A 21570-nucleotide genomic window follows, 5' to 3' on the forward strand; every position below is an offset into this window, starting at 1 on the left:
AGGATCCCAGGCCCTTCACATGGACCAAGTCCGCCGAAGAGATCCTGGGATCCCTCGCCCGTTTCTGCCAACGGATCTCAGGCGCAGGACACTAGGCTTCCGCCGTCACCGGCGATGCCGTAGTCATGAAGTTACGGCCGGTGAATCCAGGGTTCGACGGACTGCCAGTACGAGTTACCTGGACGACCGAGGCCAAGGGGGAAGGAATGGCTGGACGGACACCGCCGAGGCGCACCGAAACACTGACTGACAGTCCGTCCGAGGTCGTCAGGGTCCCCGAAGGGGTGATTTCCGGCTTCCTGTTCAAGGTCATCCGGGAACAGATCCCGAGAACTCAGGACGAGTTGGCCGTAGACCTGGGCATCGACAAGAGCACCGTCCAGGGCTGGGAGTCCGGCCGCCGGCCGCTCTCCTCCACCCGAGCCGGGAACCTGGTAATGCTGCGCCGGAAGCTGATCCTGCTCGGCGCGCCAAGTGGGCTGGTCAACCTGATCAGCCTTGCCATGGACGCAGACTTCGTCCTCAGCGAGATACTGCGCTTCAGGCCCGCGAGGGCCGAAGTTCTGGAGCATCCATTGGCCGGGTGGGTGCTTACTCGCGATACCACGCACATGATCGGCTGGGCCGTCAGCGAGGTTCTGCCCGGTGCGGTGGCTGCCGAGTTGAGCATCCCTGCCGCCCGACGCGGGCCTGTTTCCACCGCGCCGTTTCTCGGGCAGGACATGCGCGCGCGATTCTTCGACAACCTCCGGCATACCGCCGACCTGGTGGAGAGCGGGGGTGAGGAGACTGCCTTACTTCGACGGCAGGTCTGGTACCTGTCCTCCTACGACCGGGCCCGCGATGTGGCCGAGTGGTTCGGCGGGATGCAGCGTCGAGGGCGGATCCCCTCGGCGGGCTCGGGGTGGTCACCCCGCTGGGTCGAGGCGCGTTCAGTCGCGGCAGCACTGGCGAGGAAGGGAGATCCCGTGTTGCTCCGGGACTTCATCGCCCGCTCGATCACCGACAACGACGACTTCGAAGCCGCGAACCTGAACTACTGGGCTCACTGGCTCGGGCTCGATTCACGTCCCCGGACCAGCGATGACTTCATGGCCGAGCAGGAACGCCCTGCGTGGGACGCCTCCTCGTTGCTGCGACAGTTCGCCATCCGGCTGGACCGTGCGGGCGAGTACACGATCTGTACGTCCATTCGATAACAACCGATCCAACAGCGAAGGACAGCGATGACGGACGACAAGCAGGCGAAGGGCACCGCCGGCTACCTGTTCGAGGCGGGCATGCTCAAGCGGGCGAAGCGCTCCGGCTGGTGGATCGCCGGAGTCAAGGACCCTGAGACGATCGCCGAGCACTCCTTCCGGACGGGCATCGTGGGCGCAGTGCTCGCGATGATGGAGGGGGCCGACCCGGCCAAGGTCGCGCTGCTGTGCCTCTTCCACGACACCCAGGAGACCCGGGTCAGCGACATCCCCCACATCGGCCGGCGCTACCTCACCGCGGCCTCGAACGAACGCGTGACCGCCGATCAGGTCAGCGCCGCTCATCCGGCTGTCGTTGCCGGAGTGCAGGCCATCGTCGAGGAGTACGAGAACGCCGAGAGCCTGGAAGTCGTCGTCGCCCATGACGCGGACAAGTTGGAGTGCCTGATCCAGGCCGTGGAGTACCGCGAGCAGGGCCACCAGAACGTCCAGCCGTGGATCGACAGCAGCCTCGGCAGCCTCAAGACCGAGTCGGCGCGCACCCTCGCCGAGGCCGCACTGACCATGACGTCCTTGGAGTGGCAGAAGGTATACCTCGGCTGACGGCTCGCCTCCGCACCCCTGCCTCCATCGGATGTGGCGGTGCTCTGTGTCTTGGCCTCACGCTCGGTCACGACTCGCCGATGGGGCCTGGCGTCACCCGGTACTGCTCAAGTTCTTCCGGGGGCGGGAGCGGGACGGTGATGGACAGTTCGACGGCGGCGACCTGGCGGGTGAGGTAGCCGCGTTGGCCGGCGGCGGCTCCGACCCAGGCTCCGGCAGCGTTGCGGGGCATCCAGGCGCCGCCGTGTTTCTCCACGGTGCCGATCTGTTCGCCGAGGCCGCGCACCACCCGGTAGTGGCCTCGGCGGCCTTTGTGGTCGAGTTCGAAGAGCCGGTCGTCCCATCGGCCGTCGGGCAGCAGGTTGGCGGGGTGGATGGTCAGGGGTGGTTCCTTCCGTTCGGGCGGGTCGGGGTGGGGCCTGGCGTCGGCGGCCGGTGGGGCCGGTGGGGCACGGGCGGGTGGAGGCCGCGGGGGTGGGGCCTGGTGCCGGCTGCCCGAGTTCGACGCCGTCGGCGAGCAACTACTTGACGGCGGCCTCGGCTTGGCGGCGGTAGGGGTGTTGGGAGCGGAAGGGGCCGTTCTCCCGAATTTCATACATGCCTTGCGCGAAGTCGCGTTCGTTGAGGGTGCCTTCGAGGCGGCGTGCCGCGTTGCCGAAAGAGGTCCACGGCGGCCGAGTTGGCTCGGAGCACGGTCAGATCAGACTGATCGTGGCGACGACGTGGCGGTGCGCTTGGCGAGCAGGCCCGCGAACATGATGATGATCAGACTGATCCCCACCCCGCACAACGTCCACAGCACCCGGTAGCCCTCCGCGGCATAATCGGAGGGCTGCGGAAGGTCCACAAGGACGAGCACCCCCGCGGCGATTGCCGCACAGTAGAGCGCGTAGTTGTAAAAGCGAATCGCCGCCCCGTGCATCAGCAGGACAAGCGCGACCACTTCGAGTCCACGCTCGACCGTGAACAGTCTGAGTCCGTGTTCACTGGCTGGCACCAGCAGCAACAGCGCAGCCGCGACCGCACCGATCAACGTGCCGGCGAGGCGCTGCGCGGCTACGAGCGTGCTCTGACCCAGGCTCGGCTTCATCGCGACCATGGCTGCGATCGGCATCCAATAGCCGTGCGACAGGTTCAGTCCGAACGCAAGCGCGACGGTGCCGCCGATGGCCATGGCGCGGATCACCGCGAACATGACCATCGGCCCGGTCAGCTTCTTCCGCGAGGTATCGCCGGGGAGCTCTGCGACCGGCTGGGGCCGGTCCTCGCGCCCGCGGATCAGCCACGCAACGAACGTCACCGCGATCCACAGCGCCGACCCCCCAGCCCAGGCGAGCACCTGGGCCCAGGTGTAACTGGTGATGCGGGCATGCTGATGGAAGCTGGATGCGAGCCCGAGGGTGACAATGAACCAGAGGTTGAGAAGCAGGGCTGCGACGGATCTGTGCACCCCGAACGCGGCCGCCAGGCCGGCCACCAGCGTGACCATGAAAGCCGCAAGCACCAGCCAGCCCCAGGCGTCTGCTCCGATGCCGAACCCCAACGCGGTCACCCCAGCGCCGATCAGCGCAAAGACAGCGATGTGGGACGCGCGGTGCCCGTAGCCGCCTCCCGGGTCGGCCAGCCCCGCGAAAAGCAGGCCGAACAACGCGCTGAAAAGGTACTGCTCATGCCCGATCGCCCAGAAGACGAGCAGTGGCACCAGCGCAGCGTCCAGGAACATCACCGCGCGCGGCCAGTTGATCCCCGCGGGGCTGAGCTTGAACACGTTCGAGAGCCAGCTCATGATCTTCCTCCAATGAACGGGCCCGATCAACGCCTCACACGACCTGTGCACCATGGCCTCGGTGACCCGGACCGTGATCAACAAGCAAAGCGTGACGACCGAACAGCCCAACACCCCCGATTGCTCCAAAAGCGGCATGTCACACACCAACACACTGGGTGGTGCCCAACCACCCCGAAGAAGTCATCGGCGGCGACGAAGCGGTGGACGTCATCGCGATGGCCGTGCTCGTCGCCAACCCGGGCGGGGCGCCCGGTGTAGCGGTCGCCGCACGACAGGCACCGGACCACCCACCACTGGACCCGTTCGGTGCCGGCGGGGCCGACGCCGACCGGACAGGCGTCGCGCAGACCCCACTCCAGGGCGGTGCCGCCCCCGGGTATCCAGAGGGCGCGGGCGGGGATGTGCACTGGGGTCTCCTGGGGTTGTCCGGGTCGCACAGGACGTGGCGGCCGGGGTCGTCCACCACCGCGATGTGGGGGACGCCTGCGGAGGCGGTGGAGCCGAAGGTCAGGTGCCGGGGCAGGTCCATGACCCTCGGCGGTTCGGTGGCGGTGTGCACGGTGTTCCCTGGGGGTGGGGTCTGGTGTCAGCGGTCTGCGGTGCGCAGGTGGCGTCGGCGTTCCTCGTCCACATAGCCCTTGCCGGGGTTCTGGATCGACCGGCCGCAGACGCATGCGGCCTTGGAGTACGCGCGGCCGGGGCAGGGCGGGCGGGCGGGCGTCAGACGGTGTCGGGGGCGTCGAACACCTCGTCCAGCAGCAGGTCAAGGCCCCGGGCGAACTCCGGGTCGCGGCGCAGGTCGCGGAACGCGTCGAACATCGCGTGCACGTCGTCGGGGTGGTCCATGCCGAGGCGTGCGAGGTTGGGCCAGTAGCCGGACAGGCGGATCATGTCGGCGCGGGTCATGGGTGGTGCTTCCGTTCTGTGGTGCGGGAGTTGGGGAGGGTGGGGTCTGGTGTCAGGCCGCGCGGCCGTACACGGCGCGGTATCCCTGCGCCGTGTACGGCCGCGCGGCCGTCCTCCCGGTACGCGGCACCCTGCCGGGCGGCGTAGCCGTCGAGGTAGGGCGTCAGGACGGCCGTCAGCGGCTCGCCCGGGTTCCACCCGCCACCGCCGGTCAGGGTCGGTGCGGTCCAGCGCACGAGCAGCTGAAGGACCCGCAGGCCGTCCGCGCCGCGCTCATCGAGCTGTACGAGACCGAACTCGACCTTGAGCCGGGCGACTTGGTGGCGATCGACATCGCCGCGGCCATGCTCGCCCGAGCCGCCCAGCTCGACGCCGTGGTGAAGCGCGAAGGCCAGATGATCCCCGGAGGCAACCGCGCCGGGATGATGGTCCTCCACCCGGGCATCGCGCAGGCCCAGACCAGCCGGGCGAGCGCGGCCGGCCACCCCGCCAAGATCCGCGGTGAGGGCGACGGCCCGAAGCGCGGCCACAACGCCCGTGACGCCGTCGGCGCCCGCTGGAGGCAACCGAGTCTGAGAAGGGGCCCGCCGTGGCACGCCGCAAGACCCGGGCCTCCGGCCCCTCGGACGAGGCCCTGCGCCTCGCCCGGACGATCGTCTACTACGAAGCCTGCCTGGACTCCGAGGTCCCGCACGAGACGGCCCGGAAGCTGTGGGCCCACGACATGACCACGCCCTTCGCGGCCGGTGAGCACATCTCCACAGACGCCGCCCGACTGTTGGAAGAGCGCGCCCATAAGGAAGCGGCCCAGCCGTAGATCGGCGGGACCACTCCGTCAGCTCCGCGCGTACGGAGAGCAGGGAGCATCCCAGAAAAGCTCTGTGGTGGGCTGCGGCCCACCTCCGCATAGGCGGAGAACATCCCGGCAGCCCACCGGTCCAAGACCCGACCGATTCAGCAACTGTCGGCCGGCCGCCCGCAAGACGTGCGCACGCCCGGTCCTGACCGAACGAGTACCGTTCGGTCAGGACCGGGTGCTCTGTGCCGTCAGTCTCAGAATGCGCAGAGCCTGTTGGGGTTGTAGAGCTTGTCCCAGGTGCGGGCGTCGACGGTGCCGTTCCCGCCGATGCCGTTGCAGGCCTGCAGGTACGTCACTGCGCGGGCGGTCTTCTCGTCGAAGACGCCGTCCTCATTGAGCCACGATTCATAGCTGCTGTTGTAGTTGATCAAGCACTCGACCTGGTTGACCGCATCCCCGGTGGAGCCGATGGAGAGGGTGGGACGGTACGAGCTGGAGACGTAGTTGCACCCGGCAAACGCCCTGGGGCTGGCCACCGCAGGTGCGGCCGACGCGACCCCACTCAGAGCCAGGCTTGCGGAAACGACGCCAACGAGAAGCATTCCGATCCGGTTGCGCACGTATTCGTCCTCCGTGTTCTCCGTCATCAGCCCGCTGGTCCGCGGGCCACACGGAAGCTTAAAAAGAAGCAGCGGCCCATAGGATGATCGGGCGACCGAATAGCCCGATGGAGGGAATCTGGCTTGCCCAGCGGTCTTCCTGGGTACAGCCCGGAGCCCCTGAACATCGTTCCTGGTGTGGGTGCAGATCTTCGCCACGGCGGCCGGCCAGAACGTCAACACGATGTCGGCGCTGTCCTCGCTCTTCTCCCAGGCCGCGATCGACCGGTACGCGATCAAGCTCGGCCAGGAGGTCTGCTACGCCTCGCAGACCGGCACCGACGGCCGGCAGTGCCGCCTGGAGGCGAAGGCGTCCAGCTTCCGCGCCGCCGAGGGCGGGCTCGGCATCGCCCTGGTCTCCACCGCCGCCGCCCCGGGCATCGCCGCCCACACCTCCGCCGGCTTCCCCACCGCCCACCTCCTCCTCGCCGCCGCCCTCCTGACGGCCGCCCTCGCCCCGACCCTGATCCCCCCGGGCCGCGCCCAGCACCCGGTGGGCATGCACGCCCACTGAAACGCGCCGGGCCGGGCGCCGTCGGGTGGCCTGCCGGTAACGCCCGTGCGGCCACCCCCGACTCCCCCGGGGCCCGAAGGGGAGATCCCGGCGGCGCACACCAGGCCCGTCCACTCAACCCCGGTCGGACCGGCGCGCGCGACCACGCGGTCCGGCCAACCACCCTCCCGCCGCACGCAGTTGACCGGCCCGTCCGGGCCGCACGGCGTGCGCGGACCGTTCCACCCGGCCTGCCCGGGCCAGCAGGTAGCTCCCCCGACCCCGCGCCCGATCGAGCGTCTCCGCCCAACCACCCACGCACTGCGCACTGGTGGACGGCTTGCCGGCCCACCGTTGAGATCGCCGCCGGCCTTCCCCGTGCCACCGGATTCTCCAAGCCCCTCCGGGGGTCCGCGGGAGGCGGGCCCAGGCTTCCCACCATGGACTCCGACCAGCGCCGCGCCGCCGCGCCCACCCGGCGGGGCGGCTCCGGCCAGGCCCGGCGGGCCGACGCCGAACGCAACATCGCCGCGATCCTGGCCGCCGCCGGCTGCTTCGCCCGCGACCCGCAGGCCAGCATGACCGAGATCGCCGCTGCGGCGGGCGTCGGCAGGGTCACCCTGTACGCGCACTTCCCGTCCCGGGAGGCGCTGCTCGGCGAGTTGATGGACCGTGCGCTGCGCGAGGTCACGGCCACTGTCGCGGCCCAGAACCTGGCGGACTCTCCGGCCGACCAGGCCCTGCGCACCCTGCTGCGTTCGTCCTGGCAGCCGCTCGACCGCAACCTGCGGATGCTGCACGCCGCCCGTCGCGCCCTGCCCCCGGAGACCGTCGAGGACCGGCATGCCGACATCCTCGCCACCGTCGAGCAGTTGATCACCCGCGGGCAGGACGAGGGCGTCCTCCGTGCCGACCTGCCCGCCCACTGGCTGGTCACCGGCGTCTACACACTGATCCTCGCCGCGGGCGACCAGGTCGAGTCCGGCCGGTTCACCTCGGCCGAGGCGCTGGCCGTGCTCGAAGCGACCGTCGCCTCGGCCGTGCGGCCGGACTGACGCGCCGTCAGCGCTCCTCGCGCGGGCGCTCCCACTCCTCGGGCTCGTCCGGCCCGTACTCCGCCTCGGACTGCTCGCGCAGCTTGACCGCCCGCTTCTCGGACTCGGTGCGCTCCTCCGGCGACAGGTTCTCCGCCGCGGTCCGCATCTCGCCGAGCCGCGCGCCGATCGCCGAGAGGTACCGGTCGGACTCCACCACGTCCCGCATCCCGATCCGCCCGCTCAGCACCTCCCGGGCCATCTGCTGGAGCTCCGGCCCGACGCCGTCCGTCTTCGCGATCGTCCGCAGCGCCCGGTGCAACTCCGCGGCCTGCGACGGATTGTCGGCGACGTCGAGCAGGTCCGCGTCCGAGATCTCCGGCTCACGATCGTCTGCTGCGCCCATGGCTGCCTCCTCGGGATCGGTGAATCAGGCGATCATAATCCCCGTCCGGAGGGGGCGTCATGCGCGGCGGCGTCGAGGCGGCCGATCACCTGGCGGGCCGCTTCGGCGAGTTCGGGCGGTCCTTCGACGGTGAACGGGCAGTTGAAGGTGATGAGGAAACCGATGAGCCCCGACCAGGACCACGCCCCCATCCGGATCCGGGTGATCCGCTCGTCGATCGCTTCGAAGCTCGCCGCGCCCGGAGCCCACTTCGCCACCAGCGTCGCGGGGCACTCCATCAGGACGGTGCCCCAGCACGGCCAGGTGTCCGCGGTGTCCCCCCGGTCGGGCTGGAGCTGGACGAAGCGGGTGAGGTCCGCCTCCGGCACGTCACGGGGACCGAACCGCCAGGCGGTGGAGGTCGGTTGCCCGATGCGGTCGAGCCGATAGGTGTGCCAGGAGTTCCCGCGCCGGTCGTACCCCACCAGATACCAGCGCCCGGACCAGACGACGAGCCGGTGGGGTTCGACCAGGACCTCGTCGTCCACCGGGTCACGGTCGACGGACCGATAGGCGAACCGCACCAGCTCGCGCTGCTGCGCGGCGGCGCTCAGCTGCGCCAGCAGCGCGGGATCGACCTGGGGCGGGGCCAACTCCCAGGCGTTCTCCAGCTGTTCGACCGAGAAGGTGGCCAGTCTGCGGGCCAGGTGGGGAGGCAGCAGCTCCTTGATGGAGTGCAGCGCCCGCTTCGTGGCGTCCCCCATGCCGATCACCGAGGCCGGAGCCGTCTGCAGGGCCAGCGCGATGGCGACGGCCTGCTCGTCGTCGACGATCAGCGGGGGCAGCCGCGCTCCGCGGGACAGTCGGTAGAAGCCGGAGGGGCCTTTGCGCGCCGTGACGGGATAGCCCAGTTCGCGCAGTCGGGTGATGTCGCGCCGGACCGTCCGCGGGGACACCCCCAGCCGCTCGGCCAGACCGTCGCCGGTCCACTCCTTCTGGGCCTGAAGCAGGCTGAGCAGCTCCAGCGTTCGGTTGGCGATCACGGACTGCCCTCCGGATTGGTGTGAGTAGCGGTCAGATTACGTCCTCTTCTGCTGGCAGGGTGCCACTGGCTCGGAGGCCGGACGCCTCCCCGGCACCCCCTGTCTCGCCCTCGGCGACCGAACCGGGTGCACCCCCGTCGAACAGAACGGAAGAATGCCGTGCCCGAGAATGCTGTGCCCGAAAATGCTGTGCCCGAGAATGCCGTGCCCGAGAAGGCTGCCCCCGAGAACCCGGCTCGGCCCTCGCCCACCGATCGGCGCGCCTGGTGGGGCCTGGTCGCCATTTCCCTCGGCGTCTCGCTGGTGGTCGTGGACTTCACCATCGTCAATGTGGTGATGCCGCCGATCATCGACGACCTGGAGCTCTCGGCCTTCGGCGCCCAGTGGATCCAGGAGTCCTACGCGATCGTCCTGGCCGCCCTGCTGCTGGTGATGGGCCGTCTCTCGGACATCCTGGGAGCGCGCAGGCTGTTCGTGGTCGGGACCGTGGTGTTCGGGCTGGCCAGCGTCGCCGCGGCGGTGTCGCCCACCGGGGAGCTGTTGATCGCCGGCCGGATCGCGCAGGGCGTCGGGGGCGCGATCGTCATGCCGACCTCGCTGGCGCTGCTCAATCTGACCTTCCGGGGTCCGGACCGCGGCAAGGCGTTCGCCGTCTGGGGATCGACGATCGGGGCGGCCGCCGCAGTCGGACCGCTGCTGGGTGGCCGGCTCGCCGACTACTCCTGGCGGTGGGCGTTCGGCATCAACATCGCGGTCGTCGTGCTGATCCTCGTCGGCGTCATGAGGTTTCTCCGGCCCTCCCTCCGCCGACCGGGACGGATCGACGCCGGCGGCGCGGTGGCGTCGGTGCTGGGCCTCGGACTTCTCGCGTTCGCGCTGATCGAGGGACGCAATTACGGGTGGTGGGAACCGCGCAAGGACTTCGGTCCCTTCGGGGACGGCACGGGCCTGTCGGTCGTTCCGGTCTCCCTGATCGTCGCGGTGGTGTGTCTCGCCCTGTTCCTGTTCCTCCAGGTGCGGCGCACCCGGGGCAACGGCACGGCGCCGCTGATGGACACGTCGCTGTTCGCCATCAAGTCCTTCAGCACGGGCAACCTCGCGACACTCGTCATCGCCCTGGCCGAGTTCGGCATGCTCGCCGTGCTGCCGCTGTGGCTCCAGTACGCCCTGGGCTACTCCCCGGTCCGGACCGGGCTGCTGGTCTTCGTCGTCGCGGTCGGCAGCTTCTTCGCGAGCGGCGCGAGCTTCGGCATGGCCGAGCGGATCGGGCCGCTCGGTCTGGTCCGGATCGGCCTGGCCCTGGAGGCCGCCGGCCTGCTGGTGTTCGGCCTGCTGGCCGACCGCGACTCCCAGTGGTGGGTCATCGCCATCGCCCTGTTCCTGTACGGCATGGGGGTCGGCTTCGCCACCGCCCGGATCACCGACGTGGTCCTGGCGGACGTGCCGCCGTGGCAGGCCGGCCAGGGCTCCGGGATCCAGAGCGCCGCACGCCAACTCGGCTCCGCACTCGGTATTGCGGTCCTGACCTCGACGTTCTTCACGGCACTGGCCTCCGACCTGTCGCACCGGCTCGTCCGGCTGGGAACACCCGGGGCCACCGCCGACCAGCTGTCCTCGGCGGTCTCCGACAGCGCCGGCGCGATGATCTCCGGGCTCGGCAACGACCCGCGGACGGCGTCCGCCGCCGACGCAGCCCGCGACGCCATGTCCCACGCGGTCCGGATCAGCGGCTGGACCTGTGCCGCGCTGCTCGTCCTCGGCATGCTGGCGACCTTCCTCGTCCCCCGGCCCGGGCAGGGCACCCGGCAGCGGGGAGGGCTCCACCCCGCCGAAGCGGCATCGAACGCCGCGATCGACGCCGGCCGGCTCCACACCTAGGAACGACGCGTCTCCCGAGGGGCCGCCGCCGACCGGACCGCCGTCCCTCCGTGGATCGTCACGGCACGGAGGGAGTGGTGGTCAGATCGCGGCGGCCAGCCGGGCGGCGGTCTCGGTGGCGGTGCGGCCCCAGCGGGGGGCGCCGGCGGCGAGGCGGGTGCGCAGGCCGCGCAGTTCGTGGCGGACCAGGGCGGGGAGGGCGTCGGGCGGGGTGTCGAGGAGGGGGGCGAGGGTGGCGACGGCGGCGTGCGGGTCGTCCTGGCAGAGCTGGCAGTCGGCGATGCGGGCGGTCAGCATGGCGCGGGCGGCGGGGAGTTGGCCGGTGCCGAGCAGGTCGAGGGCGGTGTGTGCGGCGGTCAGCGCGCGGCGGGCGAGGCGGGGGTCGCCGCCGGCGACGGCGAGGTCGCGCAGGGCGGCGGAGGAGCCGGATTCGAGGCGCATCCGCAGGGCGGGCGGGGCGAGCCAGGAGACCAGCGAGGAGGCGTCCTCGGGCTGGTCGAGGTGGTGGCGGGCCAGGGCGAGGTGGCGGACGGTGGCGCGGACGTCGCCGGCGAGTGCGGTGGCGCGGGCCTCGCCGATCCGGGAGAGCGCGCCGGACCAGTGGTGTTCGGGTGCGGCGCGGCGGATCTCGCGGGCGTAGTCGCGGGAGGAGGCGGGGTCGTCGTCGAGCAGTCCGAGGACGGCCATGTCGCTGAGGGCGGCAACCTGGGTGGCGGCGTCGCCGGCCAGGGCGGCCCAGCCGACGGCGCGGTCGAAGCAGGCCATCGCGGTGGCGGGGCGTCCGCCGTGCAGGCGCAGGCTGCCGGCGGCGTGGGCGTGTTCGGCGGCGAGGCGGGCGAGGACGCGGCGGTGCCGGGTGGGGGCGTCGACGAGGCGGGCGACGACGGCGCGCAGCGTGGTCTCGATCACGGCGCCGGGTCCGCGTTCGCCCATGGCCCGTTCGGCGCTGTGGAGTTGGGTCCCGAGGACGGCGACGAGGGCGTGCACGGTGTCGGTGTCGAGCGGCGCGGCGGGGTCGTCGCGGAACGCGGCGTGCAGGGCCAGGGCGACGGCGGGCGGCGGGAGTTGGCAGCCGGCCGCGCCGTGCAGCGGGCACTGGAGGTCGTGGTGGGGCAGGCCGGTCGGCCAGTGGTCGGCGGCGACGACCGCGGCGGCGCTGTCGCCGGGCGGCAGCGGGGGGCGCAGCAGGTGGGCGGGCAGGGCGGGGCGGTCGGCCTCGGCGGTTTCGGCGCGTCCGTGGCAGCGGGTCAGTTCGCCGCTGGTGCACAGGAGTTCGTCGAGGCGGCGGGCGAGCCGGGGGGTGGCGCGGCGGGCGCCGTGTTCGAGGCGGCTGACGGCGGTGTGGTCGTAGCCGACGGCGGCGCCGAGTTGGGCCTGGGTCCAGCCGGCGTGGCGGCGCCAGTGGCGCAGCAGTGCGCCGAACTCCTGCCAGCTTCCGCTGTCCGGTGTGTCGACCCGGTCGGTTGTCTCCAGCATGCGCCGCCACCTCCCCGAAGGCTTCGCTGCGTCCGCCCGGGGTGGGGGCGGTATCGAGACGGTACCGAACGCACCCCGGCCGCGTACATGGCGTGGTCTGTACCAATTCTTTGCCAATGTCTCCCGGGGGCCGGGCATTTGACGGAACTTGCCAGCCCTTGGTGCAGGCTGTCCGCTCCGTTGACCGTGGCATGGCGAGGGTGTGAGGGTTCCGGGCACCCCCACACCTGTGGCACCCCCACACATAGGAGCTCTGAATGAAACGCAGATTGCTGACCGCCGGCACCACCCTGGCCGTGCTGGGCGGCATGCTGGGCGGTTTCGTCGGGCAGGCTGTCGCCTCCCCGACTCCCGCCCCGCTCGCGCCGACACCTCTGGCCGCGGCGGTCTCGGCCGCGGATCTGGCCGCCTCGGCCGGCCTGGACGCGCTGGCCAAGGGTCCTGACGAGGCGTACGAGCGGTCCTCGGTCACCCCGTTCGTCGGCGGCCTGTACTCGGTGTCGTACGAGCGCACCTACAAGGGCCTGCCGGTGGTCGGCGGCGACGCGGTGGTGCTCGCCGACGGGCAGGGCAAGGTCCGCTCGGTGCAGAGCGCGGCGTCGGGCCCGGTCGGGGTGCCGACGAAGGCGAAGGTGAGCGCGGCGGCCGCGGAGAAGGCCGCGCGCGCGAAGCTGGCGAAGGTGGACTCCGCCGAGGCGCCGCGCCTGGTGGTCCGGGTGAAGGACGGCACCTCGCGGCTGGCCTGGGAGTCGGTGCTGTCGGGTTCGACCGAGAGCCGGCCCAGCCACCTGCACGTGTTCGTCGACGCGATCACCGGCGAGGTCGCCGACAGCTACGACGACGTCAAGGCCGGCACCATCAACAGCAAGTGGAACGGCCCGGCGGGCCTGACCATCTCGACCACCGGCTCGGGCAGTTCGTACTCGCTGCGCGACCCGAGCCGTCCGGGCCTGCAGTGTTCGGACTACTCGACCGGTTCGGTCTTCAGCAAGTCCACCGACTCCTGGGGCACGGGTGCCGCGACCTCGAAGGAGACCGGCTGCGCCGACGCGATGTTCGCGGCGCAGAAGGAGTGGGACATGCTCCGCGACTGGCTGGGTCGCAACGGCCACAACGGCAACGGCGGCAGCTGGCCGGTGAAGGTCGGTCTGAACGACGTCAACGCGTACTGGGACGGCTCGACCATCTCGATCGGCCACAGCCAGGCCAACGAGTGGATCGCGGCGATCGACGTGGTGGGCCACGAGTTCGGCCACGGCCTCGACCAGTTCACGCCGGGCGGCGCGAACAACGAGGCGGGCCTCGGCGAGGCGACCGGCGACATCATGGGCGCGCTGACCGAGGCGTACGCCAACGAGCCGGCGCCGTACGACACCCCGGACTACACGGTCGGCGAGATGATCAACCTGGTCGGGCAGGGCCCGATCCGGGTGATGTACAACCCGTCGCAGATATCCGGCAACCCGAACTGCTACTCGTCCTCGATCCCGAACACCGAGGAGCACGCGGCGGCCGGCCCGCTGAACCACTGGTTCTACCTGCTGGCGGAGGGCTCGGCCCCGGGCGGCGGCAAGCCGTCCAGCCCGACCTGCAACTCGTCCTCGGTGACGGGCGTCGGCATCCAGACCGCGGGCAAGATCTTCTACGGCGGCATGCTGCTGAAGACCAGCGGCATGACGTACAAGAAGTACCGCACCGCGACCCTGACGGCCGCGAAGAACCTCGACTCCACCTGCAACCTGTTCAACCGCACCAAGGCCGCCTGGGACGCCGTCTCGGTGCCGGCCCAGCCCGGCGACCCGACCTGCGCCGGCAACCCGAGCGACTACTCGCTGGCGCTGAGCCCGTCCTCGGGCACCGTGCAGGCGGGCTCCTCCACCACGGCGACGATCTCCACCTCCGTCACCGCCGGCTCGGCCTCGACCGTCTCGCTGTCCGTGACCGGCGCGCCCACCGGCACCACGGCGACGGTCTCCCCGTCGAGCGTGCAGTCCGGCGGTTCGGCGACGCTGAACATCAGCGTCGGCGCGAACACCGCGGCGGGCACCTACCCGCTGACGGTGACCGGCTCCGGCCCGGCCACCCACACCGCGCAGTACCAGCTGACGGTGAACGGCGGGGGCAACCCCGGCGGTTCGGCCCCGGACATCAACGTCGCCAACGTGCAGGCGCACCTGAGCCAGCTGTACACGATCGCGCAGCAGAACGGCGGCAACCGCCGGGCGGGCAGCGCGGGCTACACGCAGTCGCTGGCGTACCTCAAGGGCAAGCTGCAGGCGGCGGGCTACACCGTCAGCGAGCAGACCTGCACCTCCTGCTCGTACAGCTCGAACAACCTGATCGCGGACTGGCCGGGCGGCCCGTCGGACCAGGTCACCATGTTCGGCGCGCACCTGGACTCGGTCTCGGCCGGCCCGGGCATCAACGACAACGGCTCCGGTTCGGCGGTGCTGCTGGAGAACGCGCTCGTCCTGGCGCAGCAGAACCCGAACATGACCAAGCACGTCCGGTTCGCCTGGTGGGCCGGTGAAGAGCAGGGCATGCAGGGTTCGGCGTACTACGTGGGCCAGCTGTCCTCGACCCAGCGTTCGGCGATCAAGGGCTACTACAACTTCGACATGGTCGGCTCCACCAACGCCGGCTACTTCGTCAACAACGTCAACTCGGCCACCGCGGCGCCGCTGAAGGCGTACTGGGACTCGCTGAACCTCCAGCCGGAGGAGAACGTCGAGGGCCAGGGCCGTTCCGACGACTACTCGTTCCAGCAGGCCGGCATTCCGACCTCGGGCTACGCGGCGGGCGCGGACGCCACCAAGACCTCGGCGCAGGCCGCCAAGTGGGGCGGCACGGCGGGCCGTTCGTACGACTCGTGCTACCACTCGTCGTGCGACACCACCTCCAACGTCGACGCGACGGTACTGAACCGCAACGCCGACGGCGTGGCGTACGCGATCTGGAAGACCTCGGTCGGCGGCACCACCACGCCGGTCAACGACTTCAACGTCTCGGTGAACCCGGCCACCGGCACCGTCCAGGCCGGCTCCGCCGCGACCGCGACGCTCTCCACCGCGACCACCTCCGGCTCGGCGCAGAGCGTGGCGCTGACCGCGAGCGGCGCGCCGTCCGGCACCACCGTCTCGTTCAGCCCGTCCTCCGTCTCCAGCGGCGGCAGCTCGTCCGTGACGGTCGCCACCTCCTCCTCCACCCCGGCCGGCACCTACACCATCACGCTGGTCGGCACCGGCGCCTCGGCCACCCACTCCACCACCTTCACCCTGGTGGTGAACGGCGGTGGCGGCGGCAACACCACCTGGGCCGCCGGCGTCAACTACAACACGGGTGACGTGGTCACCTACAACGGCGTCAGTTACCGCTGCCTGCAGGCGCACCTCTCGCAGAGCACCTGGACGCCGGACGTGGTTCCCGCCCTCTGGCAGCGCATCTAGCCGCGGGGCAGCAAGGCAGTACGGCGGGTGGTGCCGCGGCCGGTTGGGGGACGGGCCGCGGCACCGCTCGCTTTTTGATGTCGCGTCAGTTCGGCAGTCGCACCACGGCGGTGGCGGCCTGCGACTCGCCGAACCCCCAGCCCGCGACGGTCGAGCAGCCGGCGGCGTCCAGCACGTCGCTCCACGGTCCGTCGCCGGTACCGGTGAAGAAGCCGCCCTCGCTGCGCGCGTCGGCCTCGGAGCGGCACAGCACGCGCAGGTGGTCGCGGAGCGCGGGGTGCGTCAGCGCGCCGAGGCGTTCCTGCCAGGGCGCGGCGGCGGGACGGGAGGTGTCCATGTCGTACGAGGTCACCAGGTGGTCGGGGCCGCGTTCGGTGAAGGTGGCGGCCCGCATCGCGTCGTGCAGGGTGCCGTCGGTGGCGACGCGCAGCACGACGGTCAGCCAGTAGTTCAGCTTCTTGCACCGCTTGTCGGCCAGGTCGAGTCCGTGCCGTTCCAGCAGCGGCGCCAGGGCGGCGCCGGTCACCAGGGCCGCGCCGGTGGCGTCCTCGGCGGCCGCGGCGCGCAGGTCGGCGACGAAGGCGTCGTCGAACGGCCGGGGGCCCTTGTGGCCGTCCGCGCCCCACACTCCGGTGGCGGCCAGCAGATCGGCGTCGAAGCGGAACAGCGACGCGGCCAGGTCGAACCGCCAGTTCCACGGCGAGAACGGGTACGGGCCGTCCGGGTCCGGCAGGTGCCTGGGCGCGCCGTCCGCCAGCGCGTCGGCGGTGGCCCAGGTGCACGGGAACAGGAACTCGTCGAGGGTCTCCGAGGCGTAGTACACCCCGTATCCGGTGTCCTTCCCGTCGTCCGCCGCGCCGTCGAGCAGTATCGCGAAGGCGTCGGCCAGTGCCGCGTCCCAGTCCGTCCCAGTCGTCACGGGCGCATCTCTCTTTCCATTCGTACCAAGGGAGTTGACGCAAGGTACCGGCTCCCGACGACAGCCGCTTACGCCCGCCCGACGGGCCGCGTCCGTACGATGGCGCACGGCCGGGGCCGCGAGGGCCCGCTCGGCCTCCCGGGGGAAGGGTCGTCCGTTGCCGTACCGCTTCGCGCCGCTCGTCGGCGCCTCGACCCGGAAGCTGCGCGGGCTGGTGGTGCCGGCCGCGGTGGCCCTGCTGGCGGCGTTCGTGCTGAAGACCTTCGTGTTCCAGGTGTTCGTCATCCCGTCCGGCTCGATGATGGGCACCCTGCAGAAGGGCGACCGGGTCGCCGTCGACCGGTTCAGCCCGTGGCTGGGCGAGACCCCGCACCGCGGCGAGGTGGTGGTCTTCCGCGACCCGGGCGGCTGGCTCACCTCGGCGCCGGCCGGCTCGGGCGGCGTCCTCGGCGGGGTCCGCTCCGCGCTGAGCCGGGTCGGGCTGGCGCCCTCCGCGGACGAGAAGGACCTGATCAAGCGCGTCGTCGCGGTGGGCGGCGACACCGTCGACTGCCGCGCGGGCCACCCGCTGACGGTGAACGGCACCGCCCTGGACGAGCCGTACCTGTACCCCGGCGCGACGCCCTGCGACGACTACCCCGTCGGCACGGTCACCGTCCCGCCCGGGCACCTGTGGGTGATGGGCGACCACCGCAACGACTCCGCGGACTCCCGCTACCAGCGACTCCACAACCCCGGCGGCGGGTTCGTCCCCGTCGACCACGTCATCGGCCGCGCCCGCGTCCTGCTCTGGCCCCTCCCCCGCTGGACCTCCCTGCCCGTCCCCGCGACCTTCCGCCACGTCGGCTGACGCCGCCCCGCCCGGGAGCGGACGGCGCGGCCGAGCACGTGGAGCAACTACGCGTCCCCGCACGGAGTTTCGGCGCCTCGGCCGTCAGTCTGCCGCGGTCACCGGGGCCAGCCGCAGGCGTTGGAACGGGGGCCAGGGCGGCGGCTCGGACGGGCCGAACCAGGCGCGGACGTCCAGGCCGGTGCGGACGGGGAGTCGGGGGAAGTCGTTGACGGCGTGTTCGGTGCGGTGGAGGGCGTGGCGCGGGTGGAGGTGCCGGTCGGCCCAGGCGTCGAACGCGGTGGCGGTGGGCGGTCGGCAGATGGTCGCCTGCACGTCCGTCGTGCCCGGGTCGGGGAGGTAGCCGGGGCCGCTCAGCAGCAGGACGTCGTCGCTGTCGATCATCGTGGCGTTGGCCTCGTCGCGGTGCGCCCGCCAGACCGGGCCGGTGTAGAACGCCTCCAGGGCGCGCCGGCGGTGCGCCATGTCGGGGAAGGCGCGCAGCCAGACGAAGCGGTCGGGGTGGTCCAGGTCGCGGAAGCGGCCGCCGAGCGTGATGCCGACGGCCTGCTGGCCGGTGACGAACTCCCGCTCGAACAGGTCGATCAGGGTGTCCCGGGCGCCGGGGTGCAGGGTGTACTGGCGCAGTTCGACGATGCTCATGCGGCGGCTCCGTCGGCGGTGCGGGTGAGGTCCATGGTCCAGTTGAGTTCCCAGCTGCGGCCGCCGTCGGCGGAGAACTCCTGTTCCCAGCGGGCGGTGTCCGGTCCGAGGCGGCGCCAGACGAAGTGCACCCGGATCGGGCGGCCGTCGTAGTGGTCGTCGCCGTGGAAGTCGCCGCGGTCGCCGGTGAAGCGGCCGGCCATCGGCGGGTCGAGCCGTCCGGTGCGGCTGTCGGACCAGTGGATGGTCCACTCCTTCGCGGCGTGGTCGTACAGGCGCAGCGTCAGGCCCTGCCGTCCGAGGGTCGGGAAGTCGATCTCGTCGATGTTGCCCGCGCCGCCGAACAGCGGCCGCACCACGGCGAGGCCGGGGAACTCCTCCCAGGTGTCGGCGGCGGGTTCGGCGAGCGGGGCGGTGAGGCGGCGGTTGGCGACCTGCCAGGTGCCGTGCAGGAAGTCGAAGTCGTTCATGCGCCGCAGGTTAGGGCCGCTCCCCTGACATCCACTGTCAGGGGAGATCGGCACACTGGTGCTCATGCGCGCGAGCCGACTGGTCACTCTTCTGCTGCTGCTCCAGAACCGCGGCCGCCTGACGGCCGGTCAACTCGCGCAGGAGCTGGAGGTCTCCGTCCGGACGGTCTACCGGGACGTGGAGGCGCTGGCCGCAGCCGGCGTCCCGCTGTACGGCGAGGCCGGGCACGCGGGCGGCTACCGCCTGGTGGACGGCTACCGCACGCGCCTGACGGGGCTGACGGCCGACGAGGCGCAGGCCGCGTTCCTCGCCGCGCTGCCCGGCACGGCCGCCGAACTCGGCCTCGGCGAGGCCCTCGCCACCGCCCGCCTCAAGCTCCGGGCGGCGCTCCCGGCGGAGTTGCGCACGCACGCCGACCGCATCCAGGAGCGTTTCCTGCTCGACGCCCCCGGCTGGTACGGCGACGCCGACCGCACCCCGCACCTGACGGCGGTGGCCGGCGCGGTGTGGGCGCGGCGCGCGGTGCTGATGGGCTACCGCCGCTGGCGCGCCCCGGAGGAGATCTCCCGGCGGGTCGAGCCGTACGGGCTGGTGCTGAAGGCCGGCCGCTGGTACCTGGTCGCGGGCGGGCCGTCCGGGCCGCGCACCTACCGGGTCGATCAGATCCTCGAACTCACCTGCCTGGAGGAGGAGTTCACCGTCCCCGCGGACTTCTCCCTGCCCGTCTGGTGGTCCGCCCACCTGGCCGGCTTCCGCGCCCGCCTGCACACCGGCCACGCACTCGTCCGCCTCACCCCGGAGGGCGCCCGCCGCCTCGGCGTGCCCCCGGCGGCGGACGGCGGCTGGACGCAGGCCCGGGTCCCGATCGAGTCGGTCGACCACGCGCACGGCGATTTCCTGCGCCTGGGCGCCGACATCGAGGTCCTGGACCCGCCCGAACTCCGCGCCCGCCTCGCCACGACCGCCCGTACCCTGGCCGCCCGCTACGCCCAGGGGCCCGGGGCCTAGCCTGTGGGCGCGCTGCGCGCGTTGGGGTCGCGGGTCCTGGGGAGGTCGCGGGTCCTGGGGAGGTGGCGGGTGAACAGCAGGGCGCCGCCGGTGATGACCGTGCAGGCGAGGACGGCCGACCTGAGGCCCTGGATCTGCGCGTCCCGGTAGTGGCCGACGAGGGCCTCGGCCTCCTGCGGGGAGACGTCGGAGCGGGTGGCCAGCGCGGCCGAGACCTGGTCGGCGGGGACGAAGGCGATGCCCGCCGAGACGTGCGTGGCGGTCTCCTGCGCGACGGCCGCGCTCACCCGCGGGTCGCTCTCGATCCTGGTGGTGACGGAGGTGGCGAGGGCGCCGATGAGCAGTGCGCCGATCAGCGCCGTGCCCAGCGAGGAGCCGAGGTTCTGCGCGGTGTACTGCAGGCCGCCGGCCTCGCTGCGTTCCGCGGCCCGCACGCTGGACTGCACCGTGTTGCCGAGTTGGGAGGCGAGCATGCCCAGGCCGATGCCGAGCAGCGCCATCGCGCCCGCGAACGAGCCGCCCTTCAGCTGCGGCCCGATCGCCGCGATCAGCCACAGGGTGGCGGCGAGCAGCACCAGCAGGCCGCCCCGGACGATCGTCCGGGGCGAGGCGATCCGCAGCAGCAGCGAGCCGCACATCGAGGTGGCGAGCATCGTCACGGAGACCGGCAGCAGCCGCAGGCCGGTCTCGAACGCGTTCAGGCCCTGCACCACCTGGAGGTAGAGCGGGATGACGAAGAACAGGCCCAGCAGCACGGTGTTCTGGTTGAACAGCGTCACCAGCCCCGCGCGCAGCGGTCGGTTGTGGAACAGGTCCAGCGAGACCAGCGGTGTCCCGCCGCGCCGCTCCCAGTGCCGTTCGTGCACGCAGAACGCGTACAGCAGGACGCCGCCGAGCCCGATGGCGAACAGGGTCGGCGCGAAGCCGAGGACGGTGAACGGCGGGTTGCGCGGCTGCACCCAGCCCCAGCTGCCGCTCTGCAGCACGGCCAGGACCGCCAGCGCCAGGCCGGCGGCGGACAGCGCGGCGCCGAGGACGTCCAGCCGGGACCGCTCGGTGGGCGCGGGCTGCGGCGGGATCCAGCGCATCACCGCCAGGATCGCGACGACCAGGACCACCTCGCCGGCGAACACCAGCCGCCAGGTCAGGTAGGTGGTGACCCAGCCGCCGAGCAGCGGGCCGACGGCGATGCCCGCGCCGGCCAGCCCGCCGACCACGCCGTAGGCGATCGCCCGCTCGCGTCCCTGGTACGACCCGGCGACCAGGGCGGCCAGCGCGGGCAGCACCAGCGCCGCGCCCAGGCCCTCGATCACCGACCAGCCGAGGGCGAGCACGGCGACCGTCGGGGCCAGCGCCGTCAGCCCCGAGCCGACGCCGTACACGACCAGGCCGACCACGAAGACCTTCCGGCGGCCGACCATGTCGCCGATCTTGCCGCCGGTCAGCATGAAGGCCGCCATCACCAGGGTGTAGAGGGTGATGACGGCCTGGATGGTGGTGACCTCGGTGTGGAAGTCGGCGACCAGTTGGCTGATCGACACGTTCATCACCGAGGCGTCCAGCACCATCAGGAACTGCGCCGTCCCGAGGACGAGCAGCGGCTTCCACCTGTTCACCGTGCCGTGCCTCCTTCGGCCGCCGGGAGCGTCAGCCGCCGAGGATCCGGGCCTTCTGCGCGGCGAACTCCTGCTCGGTGAGCACGCCCTGTTCCTTGAGCGTGGCGAGCTGCTGGAGCTGGTCGAGCTTCTGCTCCATGCTCATTCCCGCCGGCGGCGGCGGGGGCGGAGGAGGCGGCGCGACGGGTTCGGCGTAGCCGACCTGCTGGGGCGCCTGCTGGGCCCACCGGCCGGCCTGCCGCCGGGAGACCCGGTTGGAGACGGCGGTGGCGGTGCCGGCGACGACCGCGGTACGGGCGACGCCGCGAAGCAGTCCGGGCATGGTGTTCCACCCTTCTGTGGGTTCTGTCGGTG

22 protein-coding genes are annotated in these 21570 nt (G+C 71.8%); 9 read left to right on the forward strand and 13 right to left on the reverse strand.

Annotated elements, in window-relative coordinates; all coding sequences use genetic code 11:
- Positions 1-206 precede the first annotated feature (206 nt).
- Together ACFV4P_RS11890 and ACFV4P_RS11895 are read left to right on the forward strand one after the other, a co-directional pair.
- Positions 207-1199 (forward strand): helix-turn-helix domain-containing protein, encoded by a 993-nt coding sequence (locus tag ACFV4P_RS11890; protein ID WP_380469959.1) that lies wholly within the window; start codon positions 207-209, stop codon positions 1197-1199.
- A 27-nt stretch (positions 1200-1226) separates the two neighbouring features.
- On the forward strand, positions 1227-1802 hold the full coding sequence (locus ACFV4P_RS11895) for an HD family hydrolase (RefSeq protein ID WP_380469961.1): 576 nt from the start codon (positions 1227-1229) through the stop codon (positions 1800-1802).
- 67 nt (positions 1803-1869) lie between these two features.
- Here the strand turns inward: ACFV4P_RS11895 and ACFV4P_RS11900 are convergent, their stop codons facing one another.
- From ACFV4P_RS11900 to ACFV4P_RS11915, 4 genes are all read right to left on the reverse strand, one after another.
- Entirely contained in the window at positions 1870-2091 is a 222-nt protein-coding gene (locus ACFV4P_RS11900; protein ID WP_380469963.1) for a hypothetical protein, read from the reverse strand.
- A gap of 411 nt (positions 2092-2502) precedes the next feature.
- Entirely contained in the window at positions 2503-3588 is a 1086-nt protein-coding gene (locus ACFV4P_RS11905; protein ID WP_380469965.1) for an FUSC family protein, read from the reverse strand.
- A gap of 723 nt (positions 3589-4311) precedes the next feature.
- Entirely contained in the window at positions 4312-4497 is a 186-nt protein-coding gene (locus ACFV4P_RS11910) for a hypothetical protein (protein WP_380469967.1), read from the reverse strand.
- Positions 4494-4982 carry a hypothetical protein gene (locus ACFV4P_RS11915; protein ID WP_380469970.1) on the reverse strand — a complete coding sequence of 163 codons (489 nt, stop codon included), beginning with the start codon at positions 4980-4982 and terminating at the stop codon, positions 4494-4496. The genes ACFV4P_RS11910 and ACFV4P_RS11915 overlap by 4 nt, the downstream gene beginning before the upstream one ends.
- Positions 4983-5086: 104 nt before the next feature.
- Between ACFV4P_RS11915 and ACFV4P_RS11920 the strand changes: the two genes are divergently transcribed.
- Positions 5087-5314 carry a hypothetical protein gene (locus ACFV4P_RS11920; protein ID WP_380469972.1) on the forward strand — a complete coding sequence of 76 codons (228 nt, stop codon included), beginning with the start codon at positions 5087-5089 and terminating at the stop codon, positions 5312-5314.
- Between the two features lie 236 nt (positions 5315-5550).
- On the opposite strand, the gene ACFV4P_RS11925 is transcribed toward ACFV4P_RS11920, so the two are convergent.
- Complete coding sequence (locus ACFV4P_RS11925; RefSeq protein WP_380469974.1) at positions 5551-5943, reverse strand: peptidoglycan-binding protein; 393 nt, start codon at positions 5941-5943, stop codon at positions 5551-5553.
- A gap of 148 nt (positions 5944-6091) precedes the next feature.
- Between ACFV4P_RS11925 and ACFV4P_RS11930 the strand changes: the two genes are divergently transcribed.
- Together ACFV4P_RS11930 and ACFV4P_RS11935 are read left to right on the forward strand one after the other, a co-directional pair.
- A complete protein-coding gene (locus ACFV4P_RS11930; protein WP_380469976.1) occupies positions 6092-6469 on the forward strand; it encodes a hypothetical protein in 378 nt (125 codons plus the stop codon).
- Positions 6470-6888: 419 nt separating this feature from the next.
- On the forward strand, positions 6889-7503 hold the full coding sequence (locus ACFV4P_RS11935; RefSeq protein WP_380469978.1) for a TetR/AcrR family transcriptional regulator: 615 nt from the start codon (positions 6889-6891) through the stop codon (positions 7501-7503).
- Between the two features lie 7 nt (positions 7504-7510).
- Here the strand turns inward: ACFV4P_RS11935 and ACFV4P_RS11940 are convergent, their stop codons facing one another.
- Positions 7511-7888 (reverse strand): hypothetical protein, encoded by a 378-nt coding sequence (locus tag ACFV4P_RS11940; RefSeq protein ID WP_380469980.1) that lies wholly within the window; start codon positions 7886-7888, stop codon positions 7511-7513.
- A gap of 32 nt (positions 7889-7920) precedes the next feature.
- Positions 7921-8910: a helix-turn-helix transcriptional regulator gene (locus tag ACFV4P_RS11945; RefSeq protein WP_380469982.1), complete on the reverse strand. Its 990-nt coding sequence runs from the start codon at positions 8908-8910 to the stop codon at positions 7921-7923.
- Positions 8911-9114: 204 nt separating this feature from the next.
- Between ACFV4P_RS11945 and ACFV4P_RS11950 the strand changes: the two genes are divergently transcribed.
- The gene (locus tag ACFV4P_RS11950) at positions 9115-10788 is read left to right on the forward strand and encodes an MFS transporter (protein ID WP_380469984.1); all 1674 of its coding nucleotides are present in this window, start codon (positions 9115-9117) and stop codon (positions 10786-10788) included.
- An 81-nt stretch (positions 10789-10869) separates the two neighbouring features.
- Here the strand turns inward: ACFV4P_RS11950 and ACFV4P_RS11955 are convergent, their stop codons facing one another.
- The gene (locus ACFV4P_RS11955) at positions 10870-12264 is read right to left on the reverse strand and encodes a helix-turn-helix domain-containing protein (protein ID WP_380469986.1); all 1395 of its coding nucleotides are present in this window, start codon (positions 12262-12264) and stop codon (positions 10870-10872) included.
- Positions 12265-12521: 257 nt separating this feature from the next.
- On the opposite strand from ACFV4P_RS11955, the gene ACFV4P_RS11960 reads away from it, so the two are divergent.
- The gene (locus ACFV4P_RS11960) at positions 12522-15710 is read left to right on the forward strand and encodes a M28 family peptidase (protein ID WP_380469988.1); all 3189 of its coding nucleotides are present in this window, start codon (positions 12522-12524) and stop codon (positions 15708-15710) included.
- A gap of 85 nt (positions 15711-15795) precedes the next feature.
- Here ACFV4P_RS11960 and ACFV4P_RS11965 read toward each other — a convergent pair whose 3' ends face one another.
- Positions 15796-16629, reverse strand: a complete 834-nt coding sequence (locus ACFV4P_RS11965; protein WP_380469990.1) for a hypothetical protein — start codon at positions 16627-16629, stop codon at positions 15796-15798.
- Between the two features lie 157 nt (positions 16630-16786).
- Between ACFV4P_RS11965 and lepB the strand changes: the two genes are divergently transcribed.
- Positions 16787-17479, forward strand: coding sequence for a signal peptidase I (gene lepB / locus ACFV4P_RS11970; protein ID WP_380469992.1), 693 nt, complete (start codon positions 16787-16789; stop codon positions 17477-17479).
- Between the two features lie 84 nt (positions 17480-17563).
- On the opposite strand, the gene ACFV4P_RS11975 is transcribed toward lepB, so the two are convergent.
- Both ACFV4P_RS11975 and ACFV4P_RS11980 read right to left on the reverse strand, forming a co-directional pair.
- Entirely contained in the window at positions 17564-18121 is a 558-nt protein-coding gene (locus ACFV4P_RS11975; protein ID WP_380469995.1) for an NIPSNAP family protein, read from the reverse strand.
- Positions 18118-18591: a hypothetical protein gene (locus ACFV4P_RS11980; protein WP_380469998.1), complete on the reverse strand. Its 474-nt coding sequence runs from the start codon at positions 18589-18591 to the stop codon at positions 18118-18120. The genes ACFV4P_RS11975 and ACFV4P_RS11980 overlap by 4 nt, the downstream gene beginning before the upstream one ends.
- Positions 18592-18655: 64 nt before the next feature.
- On the opposite strand from ACFV4P_RS11980, the gene ACFV4P_RS11985 reads away from it, so the two are divergent.
- A complete protein-coding gene (locus ACFV4P_RS11985) occupies positions 18656-19600 on the forward strand; it encodes a helix-turn-helix transcriptional regulator (RefSeq protein WP_380470000.1) in 945 nt (314 codons plus the stop codon).
- On the opposite strand, the gene ACFV4P_RS11990 is transcribed toward ACFV4P_RS11985, so the two are convergent.
- Complete coding sequence (locus tag ACFV4P_RS11990) at positions 19597-21216, reverse strand: MFS transporter (protein ID WP_380470002.1); 1620 nt, start codon at positions 21214-21216, stop codon at positions 19597-19599. The two genes, ACFV4P_RS11985 and ACFV4P_RS11990, sit on opposite strands and share 4 nt — an antisense overlap.
- Positions 21217-21247: 31 nt before the next feature.
- Positions 21248-21538 carry an SHOCT domain-containing protein gene (locus tag ACFV4P_RS11995; RefSeq protein ID WP_380470004.1) on the reverse strand — a complete coding sequence of 97 codons (291 nt, stop codon included), beginning with the start codon at positions 21536-21538 and terminating at the stop codon, positions 21248-21250.
- Positions 21539-21570 lie beyond the last annotated feature (32 nt).

This window comes from Kitasatospora sp. NPDC059795 (assembly GCF_042732175.1).
In the GTDB taxonomy this organism is placed as follows: domain Bacteria; phylum Actinomycetota; class Actinomycetes; order Streptomycetales; family Streptomycetaceae; genus Kitasatospora.

Bases quoted from the DNA above. Each gene is read 5' to 3' on its own strand.
- ACFV4P_RS11910 (WP_380469967.1), bottom strand. From the start codon at position 4,497: ATGACCCGCGCCGACATGATCCGCCTGTCCGGCTACTGGCCCAACCTC.
- ACFV4P_RS11940 (WP_380469980.1), bottom strand. From the start codon at position 7,888: ATGGGCGCAGCAGACGATCGTGAGCCGGAGATCTCGGACGCGGACCTG.
- ACFV4P_RS11895 (WP_380469961.1), top strand. From the start codon at position 1,227: ATGACGGACGACAAGCAGGCGAAGGGCACCGCCGGCTACCTGTTCGAG.
- ACFV4P_RS11960 (WP_380469988.1), top strand. From the start codon at position 12,522: ATGAAACGCAGATTGCTGACCGCCGGCACCACCCTGGCCGTGCTGGGC.
- ACFV4P_RS11995 (WP_380470004.1), bottom strand. From the start codon at position 21,538: ATGCCCGGACTGCTTCGCGGCGTCGCCCGTACCGCGGTCGTCGCCGGC.
- ACFV4P_RS11985 (WP_380470000.1), top strand. From the start codon at position 18,656: ATGCGCGCGAGCCGACTGGTCACTCTTCTGCTGCTGCTCCAGAACCGC.
- ACFV4P_RS11975 (WP_380469995.1), bottom strand. From the start codon at position 18,121: ATGAGCATCGTCGAACTGCGCCAGTACACCCTGCACCCCGGCGCCCGG.
- ACFV4P_RS11890 (WP_380469959.1), top strand. From the start codon at position 207: ATGGCTGGACGGACACCGCCGAGGCGCACCGAAACACTGACTGACAGT.
- ACFV4P_RS11905 (WP_380469965.1), bottom strand. From the start codon at position 3,588: ATGAGCTGGCTCTCGAACGTGTTCAAGCTCAGCCCCGCGGGGATCAAC.
- ACFV4P_RS11980 (WP_380469998.1), bottom strand. From the start codon at position 18,591: ATGAACGACTTCGACTTCCTGCACGGCACCTGGCAGGTCGCCAACCGC.
- ACFV4P_RS11955 (WP_380469986.1), bottom strand. From the start codon at position 12,264: ATGCTGGAGACAACCGACCGGGTCGACACACCGGACAGCGGAAGCTGG.
- ACFV4P_RS11925 (WP_380469974.1), bottom strand. From the start codon at position 5,943: ATGACGGAGAACACGGAGGACGAATACGTGCGCAACCGGATCGGAATG.
- ACFV4P_RS11935 (WP_380469978.1), top strand. From the start codon at position 6,889: ATGGACTCCGACCAGCGCCGCGCCGCCGCGCCCACCCGGCGGGGCGGC.